We start from the raw sequence: 19,154 nt of genomic DNA on the forward strand, positions 1-19,154 counted from the left end.
TAACTAATCGCCGCTGTGCTGCGGCGATTTTATGCAATAGGAGGCCGCCCGTGGCGGATCGAAGCGAAGAAGAGCAGTTGGATGTCGTTAAGCGCTGGTGGAAAGAGAATGGAACCTCTCTGATTGCAGGTGCCGCTCTTGCTGCTGCGGGCGTCTTTGGCTGGAATGCATGGCAAAACTATCAGCAAGGCCAGTCGGAAGCCGCTTCGGTGCGCTACCAGCAGTTGATCAACGTTGCCATGGCCAACGAACTGGATGAGCAGCAAACGGCCAGCGCCCGCGAGCTAATTAGCGAGCTTACCGACGATTACGGCAAAACGCTCTATGCTGAACTGGCGCTGCTTATGGACGCTCGGTTAGCCGTACAGCAGGGCGATATCGATGCGGCAAAGGTCTCTCTTGAACAGGTAGCCGATAACTCATCGCGTCGCTATGTGCAAAGCCTGGCCTGGCTGCGTCTGGCACGCATTGAGGTCGCCAACGGCAATCCTGAAGCGGCACTTGCTTTACTGGATGAGCCGATCAGCGAAGCCCTGGCGGCGCAGCAAGCCAACGTCCGCGGTGATGCCTACGCAGCCCTTGGGCAAACCGACCAGGCGCGGAGCGCTTGGCAAAACGCGCTGGAACTTGCAGAGAGCCTCGACCAAACGCTTTACGGCGTACCATTCAAGCTTGACGATCTTGGCGCCGAGGAGGCGACACAATGATGAATCTGCGTCTTTCCAAACAGATCATGCGCGTGACGCTAGGTGCGGTAGCCATTGCTCTACTGGCAGGTTGTGCCAATAAAGGCGAACCCGCGTATACGCCCAAAGAGCTGCGTAGCTTTGATGAAACATCAAACCTGACCACGCAGTGGCGCCAGAATATCGGCAGCGGCCTGGGCCGGGCGCGTTACCCTATCGCACCTTCCCGTGAAGGCAGCACGATCTTTGCCGCCGACGCACAAGGCCTGGTCATGGCATTAAACGCTAACACCGGTGATCGTGAGTGGCGCGTAGAGCTTGATACACCGATCTCCAGCGCGCTGACCGCGATTGCAGGCCAGGTCTACCTGGGCACTCGCAACGGTGAAGTGATTGCACTTGATCAACGCGATGGCAGCGTAAGCTGGCGCTCCAGAGTATCCAGCGAAGTGCTGGCCGCGCCTCAAGCCAACCAGCAACTGCTGGTCGTACAAAGCGTTGATGGTCAGATAACGGCGCTAGACCGTACCAACGGTCAGGAGCGCTGGGTTTATACCAGTTCTCAGCCTGCCCTTACCCTTCGCGGTACCGGGACGCCGATGGTCATTGACCCGGTCACTTTCGTCGGCCTCGCAAACGGACGCCTGGCCACGCTTGATAACCGTAGCGGCCAGCCGCTGTGGGATATGCAAATCGCCACCCCCAGTGGCCGTAGCGAAGTTGAGCGACTGGTCGATATTGCCGGCCAGCCGCTGATTACGCCTGACGGCCGCCTGTTTGTCACCAGTTACAACGGTCGCGTGGTGGCGCTGGAAGCCACACGCGGCAGCGTACTCTGGGAAAGTAATCTCTCTAGCCGCCATTCACCGCTGATGGTGGGTAACTATCTTTATGTGGTTACCGACGACAGCCACCTCGTCGCGCTTGATGCCGAAAATGGCCAAGAAATATGGCGTAACAATGAACTTGAAGATCGTTGGCTTACCGCCCCAGCCTTTGCTGATGGCCGTATCGTGGTTGGCGATTTTGAAGGTTATGTCCATTTGATCGACGCGCGTGAAGGTAACATCGTGGGCCGCACCCGGGTGCATAAATCCGGCATTAGCGTGTCCCCCATTACTGATGGCAGCACCATTCATGTCCAGGCCGACAATGGTCGTCTGGAAACCCTGGAAGTCACTCCATGACACCCGTCATTGCTTTGGTCGGTCGCCCCAATGTGGGCAAATCGACACTGTTTAACCGCCTAACGCGTTCGCGTGATGCACTCGTGGCCGACTTTCCCGGCCTCACCCGCGACCGCAAGTATGGCAACGGCATGCTGGGCGGCAAAGCCTATACGGTGATTGATACCGGTGGTATCAGTGGTGATGAGGAAGGTATTGATGCGGCGATGGCAGAACAGTCGCTTGCCGCGATTGATGAAGCCGATATTGTCCTGTTCCTGGTCGATGCCCGTGCCGGGCTTAACGTCGCTGATGAAGCGATTGCCAACCACCTACGCGTTAACCAGAAAAAAACCTGGTTGGTGGTGAACAAGACCGATGGTCTGGAAGAGCACTCGGCCATGGCCGACTTCTGGAAGCTGGGCCTTGGCGACCCTTGGGCCATTGCTGCCGCGCACGGACGTAACGTTTCAACGCTGATTGATACCGTGCTTGAGCCGTTTCCCGAGCGCGACCCTAGCATTCCAGCGGATACCGGTTCCAAAGGCATCCGCATTGGGGTAATTGGTCGCCCCAACGTGGGCAAATCCACACTGGTCAACCGCCTTCTGGGTGAAGACCGTGTCGTGGTGTTCGATGAAGCCGGTACCACGCGTGATGCTATCGAGATTCCTTTCGAGCGCCGCGGCAAGCCGTATGTGTTGATCGACACCGCCGGTATTCGCCGCCGCAAGAACGTGAGCGAGATTGCCGAGAAGTTTTCCATTATCAAAACCCTTGACGCGATTAAAGAGTGTCATGTGGCGGTGATGGTGCTGGATGCCCGCAGCGGCCTGGTTGAGCAGGATCTTCACCTGTTGGATTACGTGCTAACGACGGGGCGTGCGCTGGTACTGGCGATCAACAAGTGGGATGGCCTGGAGAGCGAAGCAAAAGACAAGATGCGTGCCGATATCAAGCGCCGCCTGGGCTTTGCCGACTACGCTGAAATGCACTTTATTTCAGCTCTGCACGGCACCGCAGTGGGTGATTTATACCCCTCCATTGAGCGGGCATTTAATGCGGCCAACGCACACTGGTCGACCAACCGGTTGACGACCCTGTTACAGGATGCGGTCAGCCAGCACCAGCCCCCGATGGTTAACGGGCGGCGTATTAAGCTGCGTATGGCCCACCAGGGCGGCAGCAATCCGCCGATTATCGTTGTGCACGGTAATCAGACCGCGTCGGTTCCTGAAGCGTATCGCCGCTATCTGATCAATACTTTCCGTAAGGTGTTGAAGGTGCGCGGCACGCCCATGCGGTTTGAGTTCCGCTCAGGCGATAACCCGTTTGACTCTATGGCCGGGGCCAGTGATAAAGAGAAAGCTAAAAAGCGCGAGCTTACCCGTACCAAAGATGCGCGGAAAAGCCGTCGTTAAACGCTCCATGCGCTATCCCGCAGTAATAACGCCTGCTTGTTTAAGCAGGCGTTTTTTGTTTCAGGCGAACATGTACAAATTTGCTTGACAGAAATCAGCGCGGGCCCTCAAATAGCCGCGCTTTTAGCTCATGCTCCCCGGCGCTTGCCGCCACCACCCTTCTCAGGAGGGAACCCTATGTTGTATGCCGTTCGTCACTGGCGCTGGCTTGTGATGCTGAGTTTGGTAAGCCTGCTTACCGGCTGCCTTGCACTCCCCCAAACGGGGCTATTTGCCTTTCGCTTGGCCATTACCTCACTCGGCGTGGAAAATGTGCGTGTCGGCCCCTACTCCATTGACGCAGGCCTGGACACCAGTGACTTGACCAGTCTGCTGACTTCAAGCCTGGGCATGGGTAGCCTGCCGGTTCAGGCAACGCTCGCGATGGGCCTTGGGCTGCCTGCGGGAATGCCGGCGGTAGCCATGTCAGGCTTTAACTGGACGCTGGATATGCCAGGTGTTGACCCCGTAGAAGGGGAGTATACCCAGGATGTTTCATTAACCTCGGGCGACGGCGCCAATCTACGCCTGCCGGTGGCATTTGATATCCTGGGCACCGATGCCCAAAAAATGGCGCCAATGCTGAATTTGGTCCAGCAGCTTGCCTCTCAAGGCGAACTTCCCGCAGGCAGTGAGCTTGCGATCACGCCGGGCGATTTACGCGGCCTAGGCATGACGCTACCGGCGGGACTGCTCACACCGACCATTCGCCTTAATGTGGGTGAAGATGGTCAGCTAACCCCTCAGCGTTAAGCTGTTTCTGCCAGGCATGGAAACAGAGGCTAGCCAATGCTCCACGTGGTCAAGTCATCTGGTTAAACGTCGGCTCAGTTCAGCGTCTCAAGTGCATTAAGTGATAACAAGGGGATTGATTTACCCTACACAGTGGTTATCTTGTTTGCATGGAACTCAATCATCTTTAAGGAAATCATCTCATGCGTTGGCTTCGTCCCTTTGCTGTTACTGCGCTATGCGCTTCTTTAGCGGCCTGCTCAACGTCCCCTACCGGACGCTCGCAATTATTGCTGCTTTCCGATGACCAGCTTAACGAGATGGGCCAGCAGGCATTCGCCCAGTACCAGCAGGATATTCCTACCGCAGGCCAGGCAAGCCACCGCTATGTGCAGTGCATCACCAATGCCATCGTGGATATATTACCGACTGAACAGCGTAATCTTGACTGGCAAATCCGGGTATTTGAAGCCGAACAGCCCAACGCCTTCGCGCTGCCTGGCGGTTATATGGGGGTCAATACCGGCATGCTGACTATTGCCACCAACCAGGATCAACTGGCCTCCGTGGTAGGCCATGAAATTGGTCACGTACTTGCCCGCCACGCCAATGAGCGGGCATCGACCGAAAACGCCACGTCGCTAGGGCTTTCGGTTATTTCCAGCGCATCGGGTATGCAAACCCCTGGCGGACAACAGCTGATGGGCGTGCTGGGCATGGGCGCGCAATACGGCATTGCCTTGCCGTTCTCACGTAGCCATGAAAGCGAAGCGGATGTTATTGGCCTGGACCTGATGGCGCAGGCAGGCTTTGATCCGCGTCAAAGCGTTACGCTCTGGGAAAACATGCAGGCCGCCTCGGGCGGTGGCGCGCCACCGGCCTGGATGTCGACGCACCCAAGCCAGGGGCAGCGTATTGAGGGCCTACAAGCCAATATGGATAGAGCGCTTGCCACCTACGAGCAGGCGCGCAGCAGCGGGCACACGCCTAACTGCCAGCGCCCGTAACCCTTTGCTTTAATTTTTAACGATAAAGGGCCGAGCCATCTCGGCCCTTTTTTTGATGAATACATGCAAGCGGCTAACCCGCGTTGAGCATTCTGCGCAGCATCTGGCGTACCTGGGTCGTCTCGGGGCGTACATTTCGCCATAGATAAAATGCTTCGGCGGCCTGCTCTACCAGCATTCCCAAGCCATCCAACCGCTGGGCACCATGCGTTCCTGCCCACTTCAAGAAGACCGTTTGCGTAGCGCCATACATCATGTCGTAGGCCCAGGCATCGTTTGCAAATAGATTATCCGGCAGAGGAGGTAAATCGCCCGCTAGGCTGGCACTGGTTCCGTTAATCACGACACTAAAAGGGCCTTTAGCTGCCTTAAACCCTCCGCCGTGGATCTCGCCCAAATCAGCAAAATCGTCGGCCAATTGTTGGGCTTTTTCAGCCGTTCGGTTAACGACCACCACCTCGCCAGGCTTTTCTGCGAGTAACGGCTCTAAAATTCCCCGCACGGCCCCACCAGCGCCCACCACCAGGATGCGCTTATCGGCAAGCGCTACACGGTTATATGCAAGGTCGCGTAACAAACCAACGCCATCGGTATTATCGCCGTAAGTAAGGCCATTACCTCCGACTATCAGCGTATTCACCGCGCCAGCCCGCTGAGCACGTCTGCTCAGGGTATCGCAGAGCGCAAACGCCTCCTCCTTAAAGGGTACGGTAACGTTGGCCCCTCGCCCGCCGTTATCAACAAACGTTCGCCAGGCATCGGTAAAGCCATCCAACGGCGCCAGTTGTGCTGTGTATTCAATTTTTTGCTGTGTTTGCAGGGCAAATTCGTTATGAATGAGGGGTGATTTTGAGTGCTCAATGGGATTACCCAATACGCAGTAAAGGTCACTCATCAACTCGTTCCTGTACGCTGTTTTATATTTCTGTGGATCACGATGTTTAAGCCCTATCCGACACGTTGAGCCAGTCTCTTGGCACCAGGTAATCATTTAGCGTGGCTTCAGCACTCCCAGGGGCAGGCGTATAGTCATACTCCCAGCGCGCCAGTGGTGGCATCGACATTAAAATTGACTCGGTGCGCCCGCCGCTTTGTAAGCCAAAGAGCGTTCCTCGGTCCCATACGAGGTTAAATTCTACATAGCGACCGCGACGATAGAGCTGAAACGCTCGCTCATGCTCGCCCCAGGCAGCCGCTTTGCGGCGCTTAACAATGGGTAAGTAGGCCTCTAAAAAGCTATCGCCCACGGCGCGTTGAAAGGCGAAACACTCCTCGAAACTGCCAGCATTCAAATCATCGAAAAACAGCCCACCCACTCCACGGGTCTCATCACGGTGCTTTAAATAAAAATACTCATCGCACCATGCTTTATAGCGGGCATAAACATCATCGCCAAAAGGATCGCAGGCCGCTTTGGCCACCTGGTGCCAGTGCACAGCGTCCTCAAGCACCGGGTAATAGGGCGTTAAGTCAAAGCCTCCACCAAACCACCAGACGGGCGTTTCGCCCTCTTTTTCAGCAATAAAAAAGCGTACGTTGCCGTGGCTAGTAGGGACATGCGGGTTTTCAGGATGCAGTACCCAGGAGACCCCGACCGCATGAAAGCTGCGACCGGCAAGCTCCGGCCGAGCTGCCGTTGCCGAGGGCGGCAGTTGAGCACCATACACATGGGAAAAGTTGACGCCGCCTTTTTCAAAGACACCGCCCTGCTCAATCACGCGTGAGCGCCCGCCACCGCCCTCTTCACGCTGCCAGCTGTCTTCCTTAAACGCAGCTTTACCGTCAGCCGCGGCCAGCCCCTCACAAAGCCGGTCTTGAAGGCCGAGCAGGTACTGTTTAACGTCGTCTAAATGCTCGTGCGCCACGATGACTCCCGTTCAAAATTCTTATTACAAAGTAATCTTAACCATAATGCATTTAAGCACTTGGCACTTAAGCCGTTTACTTACCTATTTAAGCGCGCATTACCTGGCCACTGACTAAATCACGAATGGTGCTGGGTCGTGGATTCCCGCCCAGCTCGCCCGCTACTATCGCGGCGATTTCCTGCCCAAAAATAGTGACTACTTCTTCATCACTCATGGCAGGCGCCTCGCCCGCTCGATTGGCCGATGTCGACACCAGTGGCCCGCCAAACGCTTCACATAACGCTTTCATTAAGGGATGGTCGGTCACTCGTAATGCCACGCGTTGATGAGCACCGCGAACCAGCGCATGGCTGCGACCATTATCCGGCACCAGCCAAGTGTTAGGGCCAGGCCAACTGGCCGCAAGTGGAGCATGCAGTTCAAACGGCAATTGGTTTAGCCAGGGCTGAAACTGCTGGATACTGGCCGCCACCAAAATAATGCCTTTGGAAGGGTCGCGCTCTTTCATGCGCATTAACCGGGTAAGCGCTTCGTCATTATCCGGGTCACAGCTAAGCCCCCACACGGCTTCGGTGGGGCACGCAATAACACCGCCAGCATGCAGTGCATTAATGGCAACTTCGAGGTCGACAGCCGGCTTCATTGGCGCTCCTGCTCTACAAGCAATTAGCGATAAGAGAATGCTCACATCCTATCATGGCCTGGGTAAGCGCACCCAACCTCCCACCTGCTGAGCGACCCATCCATCAAGCTCCAGCATCAATAACCGCTGCTGGCAGTTGCTGACAGACTCCCCGGTATGCTGAACCAGTGAATCAAGCGGCACCGGCGTTGCCGATAAAACGTTAAGCAGCTCATCAGGCAGTGGCTCGCTTAGTGGCGCAATTGGCCCTAAAGGGGGAGATGAAGCCTTCACTGACGCTGGTAAAAAGCTACCCGCCCACTGCTGTAACTCTTCAAGCATATCGTCGACATGGCGTACCAGCGTTGCTCCATTACGCAACAAGTGCAGGCAGCCTTGGGCCTGAACATTGTGCAAAGACCCAGGCAGGGCAAAAAGCTCCTTGTTCTGCTCCAGGGCCAAGCGGGCACTCACCAACGAGCCGCTTTTCTCGGTGGCCTCAATCACTAACGTACCCAATGAAAGCCCGGTCACAATCCGGTTGCGACGCGGGAAGAACGCGGGACGTGCCTTGGTGCCCGGAGGATGCTCTGACAACAATAGCCCGCCAGGCGCACAGCTCAGTTGCTCATGCAGGTCGCGATGTTGAGCCGGGTAAATAACGTCCACGCCGCAGCCTAACACCGCAATGCTGCTTCCACCGGCACTCAGTGCAGCACGCTGAGCGATACCATCAATGCCCAGCGCCATACCGCTGACCACACACCAGCCTCGGCGAGCAAGTTCCCGCGCAAAGCCTTGGGCATTGGCGTTACCTTCCGAGGTGGGTTTGCGTGTTCCCACCATGGCAATCCTTGGCCCTTCAAGCGCCTGTAAATCCCCTTGGGCCCAAAGAATGGCGGGCGGGTCCGGTAGCTCGTTGAGCAGCTCAGGCCAGGCCGGGTGGTGGCGATGCAGAATATGCCGCGCTGGTCCGCTCTGCTGCCATGCCCGCGCGTCGTCTACGCATCGCTGAAGCGGGCTGCGCTCGGGGTGTTCAAGCCACAGCCGTAAGGCACTGGCGGCGTTAGCGGGCAGTGTCGCCAGCCAGCCTTCTGGCCAGCGCGGCTGGCGTGCCACCATCTGGGTAATGCGCAGTGCGCCCATGCCCGGCAAGGCGTTGACCACTAACCACTCACTGGTATTCATCGACGCTCCTCAACGTGCATGCTGAATATCCCAATTCCGTTATAAATCCGGAGTCACCACACGATCACCCACTTCCAGCATGCTGGAAGCTTGCATCACCAGCGCATAACTCACCTGCTGGTAAGGCTTCACTACCATTGCCCAGCCCGCTGGGGTCGGTGGCAACGGCGTTACTACCTGGCGACGCGTGTCAAAAACGGTTTCGCTCGGCGCATTCACTTGAAGCAGATGCCCTGGCTCCAAGCCGTCTTGCGCGCCTACATCCAAAGCAATGATGTGCAAGGCACCTATAAAACGTACGCCGCCGGGCACGGCGAGAATACGACCGTTTATTGCATTGCGCGGCAGGTGGGGTTGAAGCGCCGTTCGAGGCGCATCGGGTTCCAGGGCAAGAATAAGATCGTTACTACGCACCTCTTGATGAGCGCTGAGCACTTCCAGCAGGGCAATATCACCCTCACTGCGCACAAGACGAGCTTCGCCAATGTGACTTAACGCCTGCCCCAACACCGCGCCATCGTCAGCAGTATAGGTCTGTGTCTGACGATAAATACCGAGTGTGGCAGGGCCTAGCGCATTATTCGTTACGTTGCTCGGTACGCTTTCCAGTGCGTGGCTCGGCATAGCGCCACGGGCATAAATTCGGTCGCCTGCACCGTTGATCAACCGCTGGTGCTCGCCGGCCAACACATAGGCCATCTCAGGCTGGCGCACTCCGGGTTCTATTACTCGGTGTTCACGCCAAAAAGCGTTAAGGCTTTCAAGCGAGAGCGCGCCAAGTTCACTTACCCTCGCGTCTAGCGGTCCATCGGGCATTGGCAAGGTGCGTATTTGGGGAGAAAGCGTCACCACCGGCAGCGTTTCAGCGCCAACGGCGTGAAGGCTTATTAACAGCCCTGGCAGCAGGTTTACTACCCTCTTGAGCAAGTCGCAAAGCGCGTTTTGTCTTGCTGCGCGGCGCATAAAGTTGGCTAGCACTATCCCGTACTCCGTGAAGGATGTTTCGATCATTTTCATGGCGCTTCACCGCATGTGCTGATGCCCAGGAGCGCTGCCAGCGTGATATAGTGGTGATTAGCAAAGAACCAGGCCGCCGCGATTCGGCCTGATTATCCAAGATTTAGCTTAACGATGACGGTAATCCCCATGGCCAAACTTCCTATTCTCGAATTCCCCGATGAGCGCCTGCGCACCAAGGCGGTACCGGTGGAAACCGTTGACGACGAGGTCCGCCAGCTTGTCGACGATATGTTAGAGACCATGTACGACGCTCGTGGCATTGGCCTTGCGGCCACCCAAATTGATGTCCATCGTCGTGTCGTCGTCATGGACGTAAGCGAAGATAACTCGCAGCCGCTGGTGCTGATCAACCCTCGTTATACGCCAGTCGGCGAAGACAAAGAGCCGCTTTCTGAAGGCTGCCTGTCGATTCCCGAGTACTACGCGGAAGTGCCGCGCTACCTTACGGTAAAACTCAACGCGCTTGACCGTAACGGCGAGGCGTATGAGCTTGAGGCCGACGGCCTGCTGGCGCACTGCATTCAACACGAGTACGACCATCTTGAAGGTGTACTGTTTGTTGATTATCTTTCGCCGCTAAAGCGCGACCGCATCATGAAAAAAATGCAGAAACGTCATAAGCTGATGAAAGACGACGCTTAACAGCCATCCGTTTTAGCACAGTTTACTTCGGTTTTTGTAGAAGTTTTGTAAGTGAGCGTATTTATAACGCTTAAGGCCGAGAAGCCTGGTACTCCATACAACGGTACAACAGCCGTTGTATACCCTGCTTCTCGGCCTTTATTGTTGCCCCAGGCTTTCTCATTTCCCCTGTTACCAGGTACCTGTTGTCATGTCACAGTTGCGCGTTGTTTTTGCTGGCACGCCTGATTTCGCTGCCTCAAGCCTTGCGGCCCTACTGGCTAGCAAACATAAGGTAGTGGCGGTTTATACCCAGCCCGACCGCCCGGCAGGTCGTGGTCGCAAACTCACGCCAAGCCCCGTTAAAAAGCTTGCTCTTGAGCATGCGCTTCCGGTCTACCAGCCACAAACGCTAAAAGACCCGGCCGCTCAAGCTGAGCTTGGCGCCTTAAACGCCGATATTATGGTGGTCGTGGCGTACGGTTTATTGCTGCCTCAGGCAGTATTGGACACGCCGCGCCTGGGGTGCATTAACGTCCACGCCTCACTGCTACCCCGCTGGCGCGGTGCCGCCCCGATTCAGCGCGCGATTGAAGCCGGTGATAACGCCTCGGGCGTTACCATCATGCAAATGGATGCAGGGCTTGATACCGGCGCCATGCTGCACGAAGTACGCACCCCGATCACCGAGCAAACCACGGGTGGCGACCTGCATGACCGCCTGGCGCTTCAAGGCGCCACTGCGCTAACCAGCGTGCTGGATAAACTGGCCAACGGTAACACCAGTGCAACACCCCAGCCGGAAGAAGGCGTTACCTACGCCACCAAGCTCAGCAAAGCAGAGGCCGAGCTGGACTTCACTCAGCCTGCAGAACGCCTTGCGCGTAAAATCCGCGCCTTTAACCCTTGGCCGGTGGCGTGGTGTCAGATGGGTGATGACCGCTTACGCTTACTCATGGCAAGCGTTCAAGCCGGTGAACAGGGCGCAACGCCGCCCGGCACGCTGCTTGAAAACGGTGAAGACCATCTGCGTATTGCCTGTGGCCCTGAAGGCCGCGAGGTTTTATGTATCAGCAGCGCCCAACTTCCTGGCGGCAAGGCCATGGCTGTGCGCGACTTACTCAATGCCCGTCATGCTCGTTTGACACCCGGTAACCGCCTTGGTCAGCCTGAATCCCAGCAAGGAGACGCTTTATGAGTCAGCAACGTTCACACCCCGGTAAGCGCGCTTCAGGCAATAGCGGCCAGGACGTTCGCGCCGCCGCCGCCCGTGCATTAGCGCCGGTCATCTCTCAGCAAGGCTCACTGGCCGCGTTGGATGAGAACAGTGTCGTTGCCCGCGACCGAGGCCTTTTAAAAGAGCTCTGCTTTGGCACCTGCCGTCAGCTTCCACGTTTGGAAGCGCTGGCTAACAGCCTCCTAAAACAGCCCTTTAAAAAGCGTGACAGTGATATTCACGCCCTGCTGCTGCTGGGTATTTATCAGTTGCTGTATATGCGTATTCCCGCCCACGCAGCCGTCGGCGAAACCGCCGGTGCCGCGCGTTTGTTGGGTAAAGAGTGGGCGACCCGAGTACTGAATGGCTGCCTGCGCCGCCTACAGCGCGAGTCGGATGAACTCCAGGCCGCCGTTGATAAGGATGAGAGTATTGCGCTGGCCCACCCCCGTTGGCTGCTGGACGCACTACGCAACGCCTGGCCGGAGCAGTGGCGTGCAATTGTTGAAGCAAATAATCAGCCTGGCCCCATGACGCTGCGCGTAAATCAACACCACAATGACCGTGAAGCCTATATAGAGCGGCTGACCGAACAAGGATTAAGCGGTGAGCTCTGCATCCACTCGCCGGATGGCATTACCCTTAACACGCCCTGCGATGTTACGGTGCTGCCCGGATTTTCCGAGGGCCACGTTAGCGTACAGGATGAAGCAGCCCAACTGTGTGCTGCGCTACTTGGCCCTGCCTTGGCACCTCGCCCCGGTGCACAAGTATTGGATGCCTGCAGCGCGCCTGGCGGTAAAACGGCTCACTTGCTGGAGCAGTTCGATATTGCACTGACCGCCCTGGATAGCGATAACCACCGCCTTTCGCGAGTAGAAAGTACGCTAGACCGATTAGGCCTATCCGCCACGCTCCAGAATGTGGATGCCACTCAGCGCGACTGGTGGAACGGCACGCCGTTTGAGGCTATTCTGCTTGACGCTCCTTGCTCGGGTACGGGCGTCATTAGGCGTCATCCGGATATCAAAACACTTCGACGTAAAGAGGATATCCGCAAGCTAGCCAAGCTACAGCAGCAGCTACTGGACAATTTATGGCCCATGCTGCGCGAAGGCGGCACGCTGTTATACGCCACCTGCTCGGTACTGCCTGAAGAGAATGCCCAACAGATCGAGGCATTTCTGGCGCGCACGCCCGATGCCAAAGTGACCACGCCCAGCGATGTGGCCTGGGGTATCCAAAGCGGCCAAGGGCGCCAGCTATTTCCAGAGCAAGGACGTCACGACGGCTTTTTTTATGCCAGGCTAGAGAAGCAGTCTGCCTAGGCGCGTTCTGGTGCCAAGGCAGTGAACTCATGACTAAGGATGGAGATACCATGACTCACCACACCTACAAGCACGTAGAAATCACTGGCTCTTCCGAGAAAGGCATCGAGGAAGCCGTGCAGAATGCCCTCGCCAAGGCATCAGAAACCATCCAGCACATGCGCTGGCTTGAAGTGACCGATACACGTGGCCATATTGAAGACGGCCGCGTGGCCCACTGGCAGGTCACCGTTAAAGTCGGTTTCACGCTGGAATAATCCTTACCTGCATTTCGACGGCGGCTGGTTTACACTGGCCGCCGTCTTTATTGCAGCGCATTACGTTAGATGTACAACGCTACCTATTGCGCTGGCGCTTTCAATGGAACCGATGCTCAGTAATGAAAATCATCATTCTCGGCGCCGGCCAGGTCGGCGGTACCCTGGCGGAGCACCTCGCTCGCGAGGAAAATGACATCACCGTTGTCGATACCGACGCCAATAAGCTGCGCGAGCTGCACACCAAGCTCGATATTCGTACCGTTACCGGCGCGGGCTCCTACCCTATCGTTCTGCGGCAGGCTGGCTGCGAAGATGCTGACATGTTAATTGCGGTGACCAACAGCGACGAAGTCAACATGATCGCCTGTCAGGTCGCGCATACGCTGTTCCGCACGCCTACCAAAATTGCCCGGGTGCGTGCCACGCCCTATCTGACCCGTAAGGGGCTTTTTGCCCACGAAGCGATCCCCATTGATGTATTGATCAGCCCCGAACAGGTGGTCACCGATCACGTCCGCCGCTTGATTGAACACCCCGGTGCGTTGCAGGTGTTGGACTTTGCGGATGGTCTGGTGCAGCTAGTGGCGGTCAAAGCGGTGTATGGCGGGCCGCTGGTGGGTCAGGACCTGGCCTTTTTGCGCAGCCATATGCCTAACGTGGATACTCGCGTCGCGGCTATTTATCGGCGTAACCGTCCCATCATTCCTCGCGGCGACACGGTCATTGAAGCTGACGATGAGGTGTTTTTCCTTGCCGCTCGGAGAGACATTCGCGCGGTCATGAGTGAGCTTCGCCGTATCGAACGAGGCTTTCGCCGCGTGGTAATTGCGGGCGGCGGCAACATTGGCGAACGCTTGGCCGAACATCTGGAACACAGCCACCAGGTCAAGATTATCGAGCATAGCCTTGAGCGCTGTACCACGCTTTCCGAACGGCTTGACCGCACCGTGGTGCTTCACGGCAGCGCGACCAGCAAGCGGCTTCTGGAAGAAGAGAACATTGAAGACTGCGACATTTTCTGCGCGCTGACCAACGACGACGAAGTCAATATCATGTCGTCGCTGCTGGCCAAACGGCTGGGGGCCAAGAAGGTGCTCACGCTGATCAACAATGCCGCTTACGTGGACCTCGTTCAAGGTGGCGAGATCGATATCGCGATTTCGCCCCAGCAGGCCACCATTGGCAGCCTGTTAACCCACGTGCGCCGAGGCGATATCGTCAATGTGCATTCACTACGCCGAGGAGCAGCAGAAGCCATTGAAGCCATTGCTCATGGCGACAAACACTCTTCGAAAGTTGTCGGTCGTACCGTTCGCGAGATCGGCCTGCCCGAGGGCACCACGATCGGGGCGATTGTGCGCGGCAAGGACGTCATTATCGCTCATGGGGATGTCACGGTGGAGAGCGGCGATCACGTGATTCTGTTTGTGATCGATAAGCGCCGCATCCGCGATGTCGAGCGTATGTTCCAGGTCGGCTTGACGTTCTTTTAGGAGCATGCACCTACCATGAGTCTGCGGGTAATTTTACGCATTTTAGGGCTGCTGCTGATGCTGTTCAGCCTGACGATGCTCCCTCCCATTTTGATTTCCCTGTGGTTTCGCGATGGGGTCTGGTACGCATTTATGATCGGTATCGCCATTACGGTGATCACCGGCTTAACCTTGTACCTACCCAACCGCCGTGCCCACAAAGAGCTACGCATCCGTGATGGTTTTTTAATCGCGGCGATGTTCTGGACGGTTCTGGCGCTGTTTGGTTCGCTACCGTTGATGCTGTTTGGCGATGCCTCGCTGAGCATTACCGATGCGGTGTTTGAATCGTTTTCAGGCCTGACCACGACAGGCGCCACGGTGATTACGGGGATCGACTTTTTGCCCAAGTCGATTCTCTACTATCGCCAACAGTTGCAGTGGCTTGGCGGGATGGGGATTGTGGTGCTGGCCGTCGCGATTCTGCCTACGCTTGGGGTCGGCGGCATGGCACTCTACCGCACTGAAATTCCAGGGCCGCTGAAAGACTCCAAACTAACACCACGAATTACCGAAACGGCTAAAGCGCTTTGGTACATCTACGCCACTCTCACCATGGCCTGCATGGTGGCCTATATGCTGGCCGGCATGGATTGGTTTGATGCCCTGGGGCACAGTTTCTCTACCGTGGCGATTGGTGGCTTTTCTACTCACGATGCCAGCATCGGCTACTTCAATAGCCCCGCGATTGAGCTGATTTGCGCAGCCTTTATACTCATTTCTGCGTTTAGTTTTAGCCTGCACTTTATCGCGTGGCGTGAAAAACGCCTGCTGCACTACTTTCAAGACCCGGAGGCGCGCTTTTTAATGCTGTTTCTGGCAGGGCTTGTCACGATTACCGCGATTACCCTGTGGCTGACACACACCTACGATACGCTAAGCGGCTTGCGCTACGCGCTTTTCGAGGTGGTATCCATCGCGACCACAGCAGGCTTTTCTGTCGCTGACTTCTCGGTCTGGCCTGGCGCTATCCCTTTTTTACTGTTTATTGCCGCCTTTGTGGGCGGCTGCTCGGGCTCAACGGCGGGGGGGATGAAGGTCATCCGGATTATCCTGATTCTCAAACAGGGCATGCGCGAGGTTATGCGCTTGATCCATCCCAATGCGGTTATCGCGGTTAAAGTCGGCAAAGTGAGTGTACCCGACAGCATCGCCCAAGCTGTTTGGGGGTTCTTCTCCGCCTACGTCATGCTGTTCTTTTTAATGCTGATGGGCGTTATGGCGACCGGCGTGGATCAGGTCACCGCTTGGTCGACTGTGGGGTCAGCGCTTAATAACCTTGGCCCGGCGCTCGGAGAAGCCAGCGGGAACTACGGCGAGCTACCTGATCTTGCCAAATGGATACTGGTGCTTGCCATGCTGCTGGGCCGCCTGGAAATTTTTACCGTGTTAGTGTTATTTACGCCCGCTTTTTGGCGGCGCTAATTCGGATGATGCCGTTTACTATTTGAATTGAGACACCTTAATGAGCCAAGACGACACCACCCCGCTAGCCACGGCGCCTGACGCACTACCCGCCACTAGCGGGCCGCTAAAAACGGTTACCGTGGGCGGCACTACCTACACCTTGCTGGGTACGGCGCACGTGTCGGCACAAAGTGCTGACGATGTAAGAATGCTGGCTGACAGCGGGCTTTATGACGCCGTAGCGATTGAGCTGTGCGACGCTCGCCATCACAGCATGACGAACCCGGATGCCATGGGTGAGCAGGACCTTTTCCAGGTATTCAAGCAGGGCAAAGCGGGCATGGTCGCGGCAAGCCTGGCACTGGGCGCTTTTCAACAACGCATCGCTGAGCAGTCCGGCATTGAGCCAGGTGCCGAGATGCGCGCCGCGCTTGAAGAGTGCCGTAACCGTAACCTGCCGCTTTTACTGGTTGACCGCGATGTCGGGATAACGCTTAAGCGCATCTACCGCAACGTGCCCTGGTGGCAACGCTTTTCACTCTTTTCAGGCCTGATTGGCAGCGTACTATCGCGCCAGGACGTATCCAAGGAAGAGATCGAAAAGCTAAAAGAAGGCGATATGCTGGAAGCCACGTTTAGCGAGTTTGCCGCTGAATCTGAAGCCCTTTACACCCCACTGATTCGCGAGCGCGACCGCTACATGGTGCTACGTCTTGCCGAACAGGCGCCACCTGGGCGCTTCAAGAACGTGTTAGTGGTGCTGGGCGCTGGCCACCTGAAAGGCACCGTTGAGCACCTGGAAGCACCATTACCCGAGAACCCAACAGTAGAGCGCGAAGCGTTGGAAGCTTCACCGCCGCCCTCCAAACTCTGGAAAGCCTTGCCGTGGCTGATTACCGCGCTGGTCATTACCGGCTTTGGTATTGGCTTCTCACGCAATACCGACTTGGGTTGGCAGTTGGTGCTGGAGTGGTTCTTAATCAACGGGGTTCTGTCCGGCGGAGCGACCATTATTGCGCTTGCCCACCCGGTCACCGTTATTACCACTTTCTTTGCCGCCCCGCTTACCTCGCTGAACCCAACGATTGGGGCCGGTTTTGTCGCCGCCGGGGTGGAGCTTTACATGCGCAAGCCCAAGGTGCGTGACTTTGCCTCGCTACGTCAGGATGTCACCCACCTCAAAGGGTGGTGGAAAAATCGGGTGTCGCGCACGCTGCTGGTGTTTATCCTCGCCACGCTCGGCTCAGCCGTGGGCACTTGGGTTGCAGGCTTTCGAATTGCAGGTGCCTTGTTTGGTAGTGGTGCGGCGTGAGTACGCTTAAGCGTTCGCCCTGGCAGGCAGATGCCCTGCTGTTGCTGGTAACCATACTGGCGGCGGGCGGATGGATTTTCTCCAAGGAAGCGCTTGCCGGTATGCCGCCGCTGCTGTTTATCGGCACACGCTTTTTGCTGGCTGGGCTCATCCTGCTGGGCTTTGCCTGGCCCGCCTTAAGCGCTATGCCTGCACGGCGTATTCGGCGCGGTATTTTTGTGGGCTTTCTGTTTAGCGGCGCCATTGGCTTCTGGATCATGGGGCTTGCGACGTCAAATCACCTGGGCGAAAGTGCGTTTATCAATAGCCTGGGGATATTGCTGGTGCCTATCGTTGCCAAGCTGCTGTTTGGCGACAGACCACCACGCACCACCTGGATCGCCCTGCCCGTTGCCCTGCTGGGCTTCGCATTACTCTCCCTTAATGCTGGTTTCAAGGTAGAAACCAGCCAGCTTTTGATGGTCTGCGCAGCACTCTGCTTTGCGTTACTCATCAATATTAATACCCGCGTCGTGCGAAACGTAGCCGCCCTACCGCTCACCACACTTCAGCTGTTATCCGTGGGCACCGTATTAACCCTGGTGTCCTTTATGTTTGAGCGCCAGCCCGTCGCGCTTAACACGTCTATTCTGGGCTGGTTTATGGCCAGTGTTCTATTGGCAAGCGCCCTGCGGTTTTTCCTGCAAATTACCGCCCAGGGAATGACCACGCCAAGCCACGCCTCGGTGGTATTGATGCTGGAAGCGGTATGGACCGCATTATTTGCCGCCTGGTGGTTTGGCGAAGTTATGGCGCCGCTACAGCTACTCGGCTGCGGGCTAATTTTTACCGCCCTGCTGATTAACCGCTGGTACTGGGTGCGCAAGATACTCCTGCGCTGGCTACCCGGCGCTGCCCGCTAGCGACTCTCTTCCAACTCTTCAAACTCTTCCTTTCGTGCTAACAGGCGCGTCATTGCCTCAGTGGGTTCTGCAATTTTCTTGTAGAACCGGCTGGCGGCGTAGCTATCGTTAAACACATCGAAGTAGTCATCCAGCACGGCCGCCGCATTGTTGTCGCCCCCTTGGCGCAACAGCTCAATGGCCACTTCTGCCGTACATAAATGCGCTTTCGAGGCGGGCTTACGCAGCCGGTAGCGGGTTTCTCGCTCGGTATGCAATGGCAATACTGGCAACGCATCCAGGTACGCACTCTTGCGAAACATGCGCCGCGCCTGCCGCCATGTACCATCCAGAATGATAAACACAGGAATACGCGACGCCTGTTTGGCGCTGTGTACGGCGTCCATTCCCACCACCCGGTCGGCATAATCGGGCTGGTCATCCGGGAAGATAACAAAGGGCACGTAGCGCGGGTCTGCCAAAAGCTCGGTTAACTGCGCATCCGGCGCCGTTCGGTACCAAGTGAATACCTGCGTTTGCGCCAGAACGTCCCCTATCAACCGGCCCGTATTGGTCGGCTTATAGTGTTCCAGCGGATGCGTCAGCAGCCATACCTGGGCGTGGCTGTCGGCCTTCACCTGGTACGGACAAAGGCAATTTAGCGCGGGCAAATTGCAGCCCTCACAGCGTATGACAAAACTGCCCCGCGCCTTGAACTCACGCCGCGGTGGGCGAGGATGACCAGCGACAGAATCACATTCAGTTGAGGCAGGCATCCGCGCTCCAAAGGTAATCAACAGGATGAAAAAGGGCGCAGAGTATAAAGCAGTGCTTGATCATTGACGAAT

At 56.7% G+C, this 19,154-nt stretch carries 19 protein-coding genes; 13 read left to right on the forward strand and 6 right to left on the reverse strand.

Features of this window, described 5'->3' with window-relative positions; all coding sequences use genetic code 11:
• The first annotated feature begins 50 nt into the window (after nt 1-50).
• From ACT3RU_RS05470 to ACT3RU_RS05490, 5 genes are all read left to right on the forward strand, one after another.
• Nucleotides 51-707 carry a YfgM family protein gene (locus tag ACT3RU_RS05470; RefSeq protein ID WP_192527135.1) on the forward strand — a complete coding sequence of 219 codons (657 nt, stop codon included), beginning with the start codon at nt 51-53 and terminating at the stop codon, nt 705-707.
• Nucleotides 704-1,873, forward strand: coding sequence for an outer membrane protein assembly factor BamB (bamB, locus tag ACT3RU_RS05475; RefSeq protein ID WP_087106542.1), 1,170 nt, complete (start codon nt 704-706; stop codon nt 1,871-1,873). Before ACT3RU_RS05470 ends, bamB begins: the two co-directional genes overlap by 4 nt.
• On the forward strand, nt 1,870-3,273 hold the full coding sequence (gene der, locus ACT3RU_RS05480; RefSeq protein WP_087106539.1) for a ribosome biogenesis GTPase Der: 1,404 nt from the start codon (nt 1,870-1,872) through the stop codon (nt 3,271-3,273). Before bamB ends, der begins: the two co-directional genes overlap by 4 nt.
• A 177-nt stretch (nt 3,274-3,450) precedes the next feature.
• Nucleotides 3,451-4,065: a hypothetical protein gene (locus ACT3RU_RS05485; RefSeq protein WP_192527136.1), complete on the forward strand. Its 615-nt coding sequence runs from the start codon at nt 3,451-3,453 to the stop codon at nt 4,063-4,065.
• A 182-nt stretch (nt 4,066-4,247) separates the two neighbouring features.
• On the forward strand, nt 4,248-5,051 hold the full coding sequence (locus ACT3RU_RS05490; RefSeq protein WP_192527137.1) for a M48 family metallopeptidase: 804 nt from the start codon (nt 4,248-4,250) through the stop codon (nt 5,049-5,051).
• Nucleotides 5,052-5,124: 73 nt separating this feature from the next.
• On the opposite strand, the gene aroE is transcribed toward ACT3RU_RS05490, so the two are convergent.
• The 5 genes from aroE to ACT3RU_RS05515 form a co-directional block, all read right to left on the reverse strand.
• Entirely contained in the window at nt 5,125-5,946 is an 822-nt protein-coding gene (gene aroE, locus ACT3RU_RS05495; protein WP_192527138.1) for a shikimate dehydrogenase, read from the reverse strand.
• 46 nt (nt 5,947-5,992) lie between these two features.
• Complete coding sequence (gene hemF, locus ACT3RU_RS05500; RefSeq protein ID WP_192527139.1) at nt 5,993-6,916, reverse strand: oxygen-dependent coproporphyrinogen oxidase; 924 nt, start codon at nt 6,914-6,916, stop codon at nt 5,993-5,995.
• 88 nt (nt 6,917-7,004) lie between these two features.
• Nucleotides 7,005-7,562 (reverse strand): L-threonylcarbamoyladenylate synthase type 1 TsaC, encoded by a 558-nt coding sequence (locus tag ACT3RU_RS05505; RefSeq protein WP_192527140.1) that lies wholly within the window; start codon nt 7,560-7,562, stop codon nt 7,005-7,007.
• Between the two features lie 51 nt (nt 7,563-7,613).
• A complete protein-coding gene (dprA, locus tag ACT3RU_RS05510) occupies nt 7,614-8,729 on the reverse strand; it encodes a DNA-processing protein DprA (protein WP_192527141.1) in 1,116 nt (371 codons plus the stop codon).
• Nucleotides 8,730-8,768: 39 nt separating this feature from the next.
• Nucleotides 8,769-9,746 carry a peptidoglycan-binding protein gene (locus tag ACT3RU_RS05515; RefSeq protein WP_192527142.1) on the reverse strand — a complete coding sequence of 326 codons (978 nt, stop codon included), beginning with the start codon at nt 9,744-9,746 and terminating at the stop codon, nt 8,769-8,771.
• Nucleotides 9,747-9,875: 129 nt separating this feature from the next.
• Between ACT3RU_RS05515 and def the strand changes: the two genes are divergently transcribed.
• The 8 genes from def to ACT3RU_RS05555 all read left to right on the forward strand — a co-directional run bounded on the left by def (nt 9,876) and on the right by ACT3RU_RS05555 (nt 18,327).
• Nucleotides 9,876-10,391 carry a peptide deformylase gene (gene def, locus ACT3RU_RS05520; protein ID WP_192527143.1) on the forward strand — a complete coding sequence of 172 codons (516 nt, stop codon included), beginning with the start codon at nt 9,876-9,878 and terminating at the stop codon, nt 10,389-10,391.
• A 190-nt stretch (nt 10,392-10,581) separates the two neighbouring features.
• Nucleotides 10,582-11,568 carry a methionyl-tRNA formyltransferase gene (gene fmt / locus ACT3RU_RS05525; RefSeq protein ID WP_192527144.1) on the forward strand — a complete coding sequence of 329 codons (987 nt, stop codon included), beginning with the start codon at nt 10,582-10,584 and terminating at the stop codon, nt 11,566-11,568.
• Nucleotides 11,565-12,914 (forward strand): 16S rRNA (cytosine(967)-C(5))-methyltransferase RsmB, encoded by a 1,350-nt coding sequence (gene rsmB / locus ACT3RU_RS05530; protein ID WP_192527145.1) that lies wholly within the window; start codon nt 11,565-11,567, stop codon nt 12,912-12,914. Before fmt ends, rsmB begins: the two co-directional genes overlap by 4 nt.
• 50 nt (nt 12,915-12,964) lie before the next feature.
• A complete protein-coding gene (locus tag ACT3RU_RS05535; RefSeq protein WP_106374252.1) occupies nt 12,965-13,171 on the forward strand; it encodes a dodecin in 207 nt (68 codons plus the stop codon).
• Nucleotides 13,172-13,293: 122 nt separating this feature from the next.
• Nucleotides 13,294-14,667 (forward strand): Trk system potassium transporter TrkA, encoded by a 1,374-nt coding sequence (gene trkA / locus ACT3RU_RS05540; protein WP_087106515.1) that lies wholly within the window; start codon nt 13,294-13,296, stop codon nt 14,665-14,667.
• 15 nt (nt 14,668-14,682) lie between these two features.
• A complete protein-coding gene (locus ACT3RU_RS05545) occupies nt 14,683-16,131 on the forward strand; it encodes a TrkH family potassium uptake protein (protein ID WP_192527146.1) in 1,449 nt (482 codons plus the stop codon).
• A 40-nt stretch (nt 16,132-16,171) separates the two neighbouring features.
• On the forward strand, nt 16,172-17,425 hold the full coding sequence (locus ACT3RU_RS05550) for a TraB/GumN family protein (RefSeq protein WP_192527147.1): 1,254 nt from the start codon (nt 16,172-16,174) through the stop codon (nt 17,423-17,425).
• Nucleotides 17,422-18,327 carry a DMT family transporter gene (locus ACT3RU_RS05555; RefSeq protein ID WP_087106509.1) on the forward strand — a complete coding sequence of 302 codons (906 nt, stop codon included), beginning with the start codon at nt 17,422-17,424 and terminating at the stop codon, nt 18,325-18,327. The genes ACT3RU_RS05550 and ACT3RU_RS05555 overlap by 4 nt, the downstream gene beginning before the upstream one ends.
• On the opposite strand, the gene ACT3RU_RS05560 is transcribed toward ACT3RU_RS05555, so the two are convergent.
• Nucleotides 18,324-19,082 carry a tRNA-uridine aminocarboxypropyltransferase gene (locus ACT3RU_RS05560; RefSeq protein WP_192527148.1) on the reverse strand — a complete coding sequence of 253 codons (759 nt, stop codon included), beginning with the start codon at nt 19,080-19,082 and terminating at the stop codon, nt 18,324-18,326. The two genes, ACT3RU_RS05555 and ACT3RU_RS05560, sit on opposite strands and share 4 nt — an antisense overlap.
• Nucleotides 19,083-19,154 lie beyond the last annotated feature (72 nt).

This window comes from Halomonas sp. TP35 (assembly GCF_052375975.1).
Lineage (GTDB): Bacteria > Pseudomonadota > Gammaproteobacteria > Pseudomonadales > Halomonadaceae > Vreelandella > Vreelandella citrativorans.

Coding starts and splice junctions, on each gene's coding strand:
- bamB (WP_087106542.1), top strand. CDS start 704: ATGATGAATCTGCGTCTTTCCAAACAGATCATGCGCGTGACGCTAGGT.
- der (WP_087106539.1), top strand. CDS start 1,870: ATGACACCCGTCATTGCTTTGGTCGGTCGCCCCAATGTGGGCAAATCG.
- ACT3RU_RS05485 (WP_192527136.1), top strand. CDS start 3,451: ATGTTGTATGCCGTTCGTCACTGGCGCTGGCTTGTGATGCTGAGTTTG.
- ACT3RU_RS05490 (WP_192527137.1), top strand. CDS start 4,248: ATGCGTTGGCTTCGTCCCTTTGCTGTTACTGCGCTATGCGCTTCTTTA.
- aroE (WP_192527138.1), bottom strand. CDS start 5,946: ATGAGTGACCTTTACTGCGTATTGGGTAATCCCATTGAGCACTCAAAA.
- ACT3RU_RS05505 (WP_192527140.1), bottom strand. CDS start 7,562: ATGAAGCCGGCTGTCGACCTCGAAGTTGCCATTAATGCACTGCATGCT.
- dprA (WP_192527141.1), bottom strand. CDS start 8,729: ATGAATACCAGTGAGTGGTTAGTGGTCAACGCCTTGCCGGGCATGGGC.
- ACT3RU_RS05515 (WP_192527142.1), bottom strand. CDS start 9,746: ATGAAAATGATCGAAACATCCTTCACGGAGTACGGGATAGTGCTAGCC.
- def (WP_192527143.1), top strand. CDS start 9,876: ATGGCCAAACTTCCTATTCTCGAATTCCCCGATGAGCGCCTGCGCACC.
- fmt (WP_192527144.1), top strand. CDS start 10,582: ATGTCACAGTTGCGCGTTGTTTTTGCTGGCACGCCTGATTTCGCTGCC.
- rsmB (WP_192527145.1), top strand. CDS start 11,565: ATGAGTCAGCAACGTTCACACCCCGGTAAGCGCGCTTCAGGCAATAGC.
- ACT3RU_RS05535 (WP_106374252.1), top strand. CDS start 12,965: ATGACTCACCACACCTACAAGCACGTAGAAATCACTGGCTCTTCCGAG.
- trkA (WP_087106515.1), top strand. CDS start 13,294: ATGAAAATCATCATTCTCGGCGCCGGCCAGGTCGGCGGTACCCTGGCG.
- ACT3RU_RS05545 (WP_192527146.1), top strand. CDS start 14,683: ATGAGTCTGCGGGTAATTTTACGCATTTTAGGGCTGCTGCTGATGCTG.
- ACT3RU_RS05550 (WP_192527147.1), top strand. CDS start 16,172: ATGAGCCAAGACGACACCACCCCGCTAGCCACGGCGCCTGACGCACTA.
- ACT3RU_RS05560 (WP_192527148.1), bottom strand. CDS start 19,082: ATGCCTGCCTCAACTGAATGTGATTCTGTCGCTGGTCATCCTCGCCCA.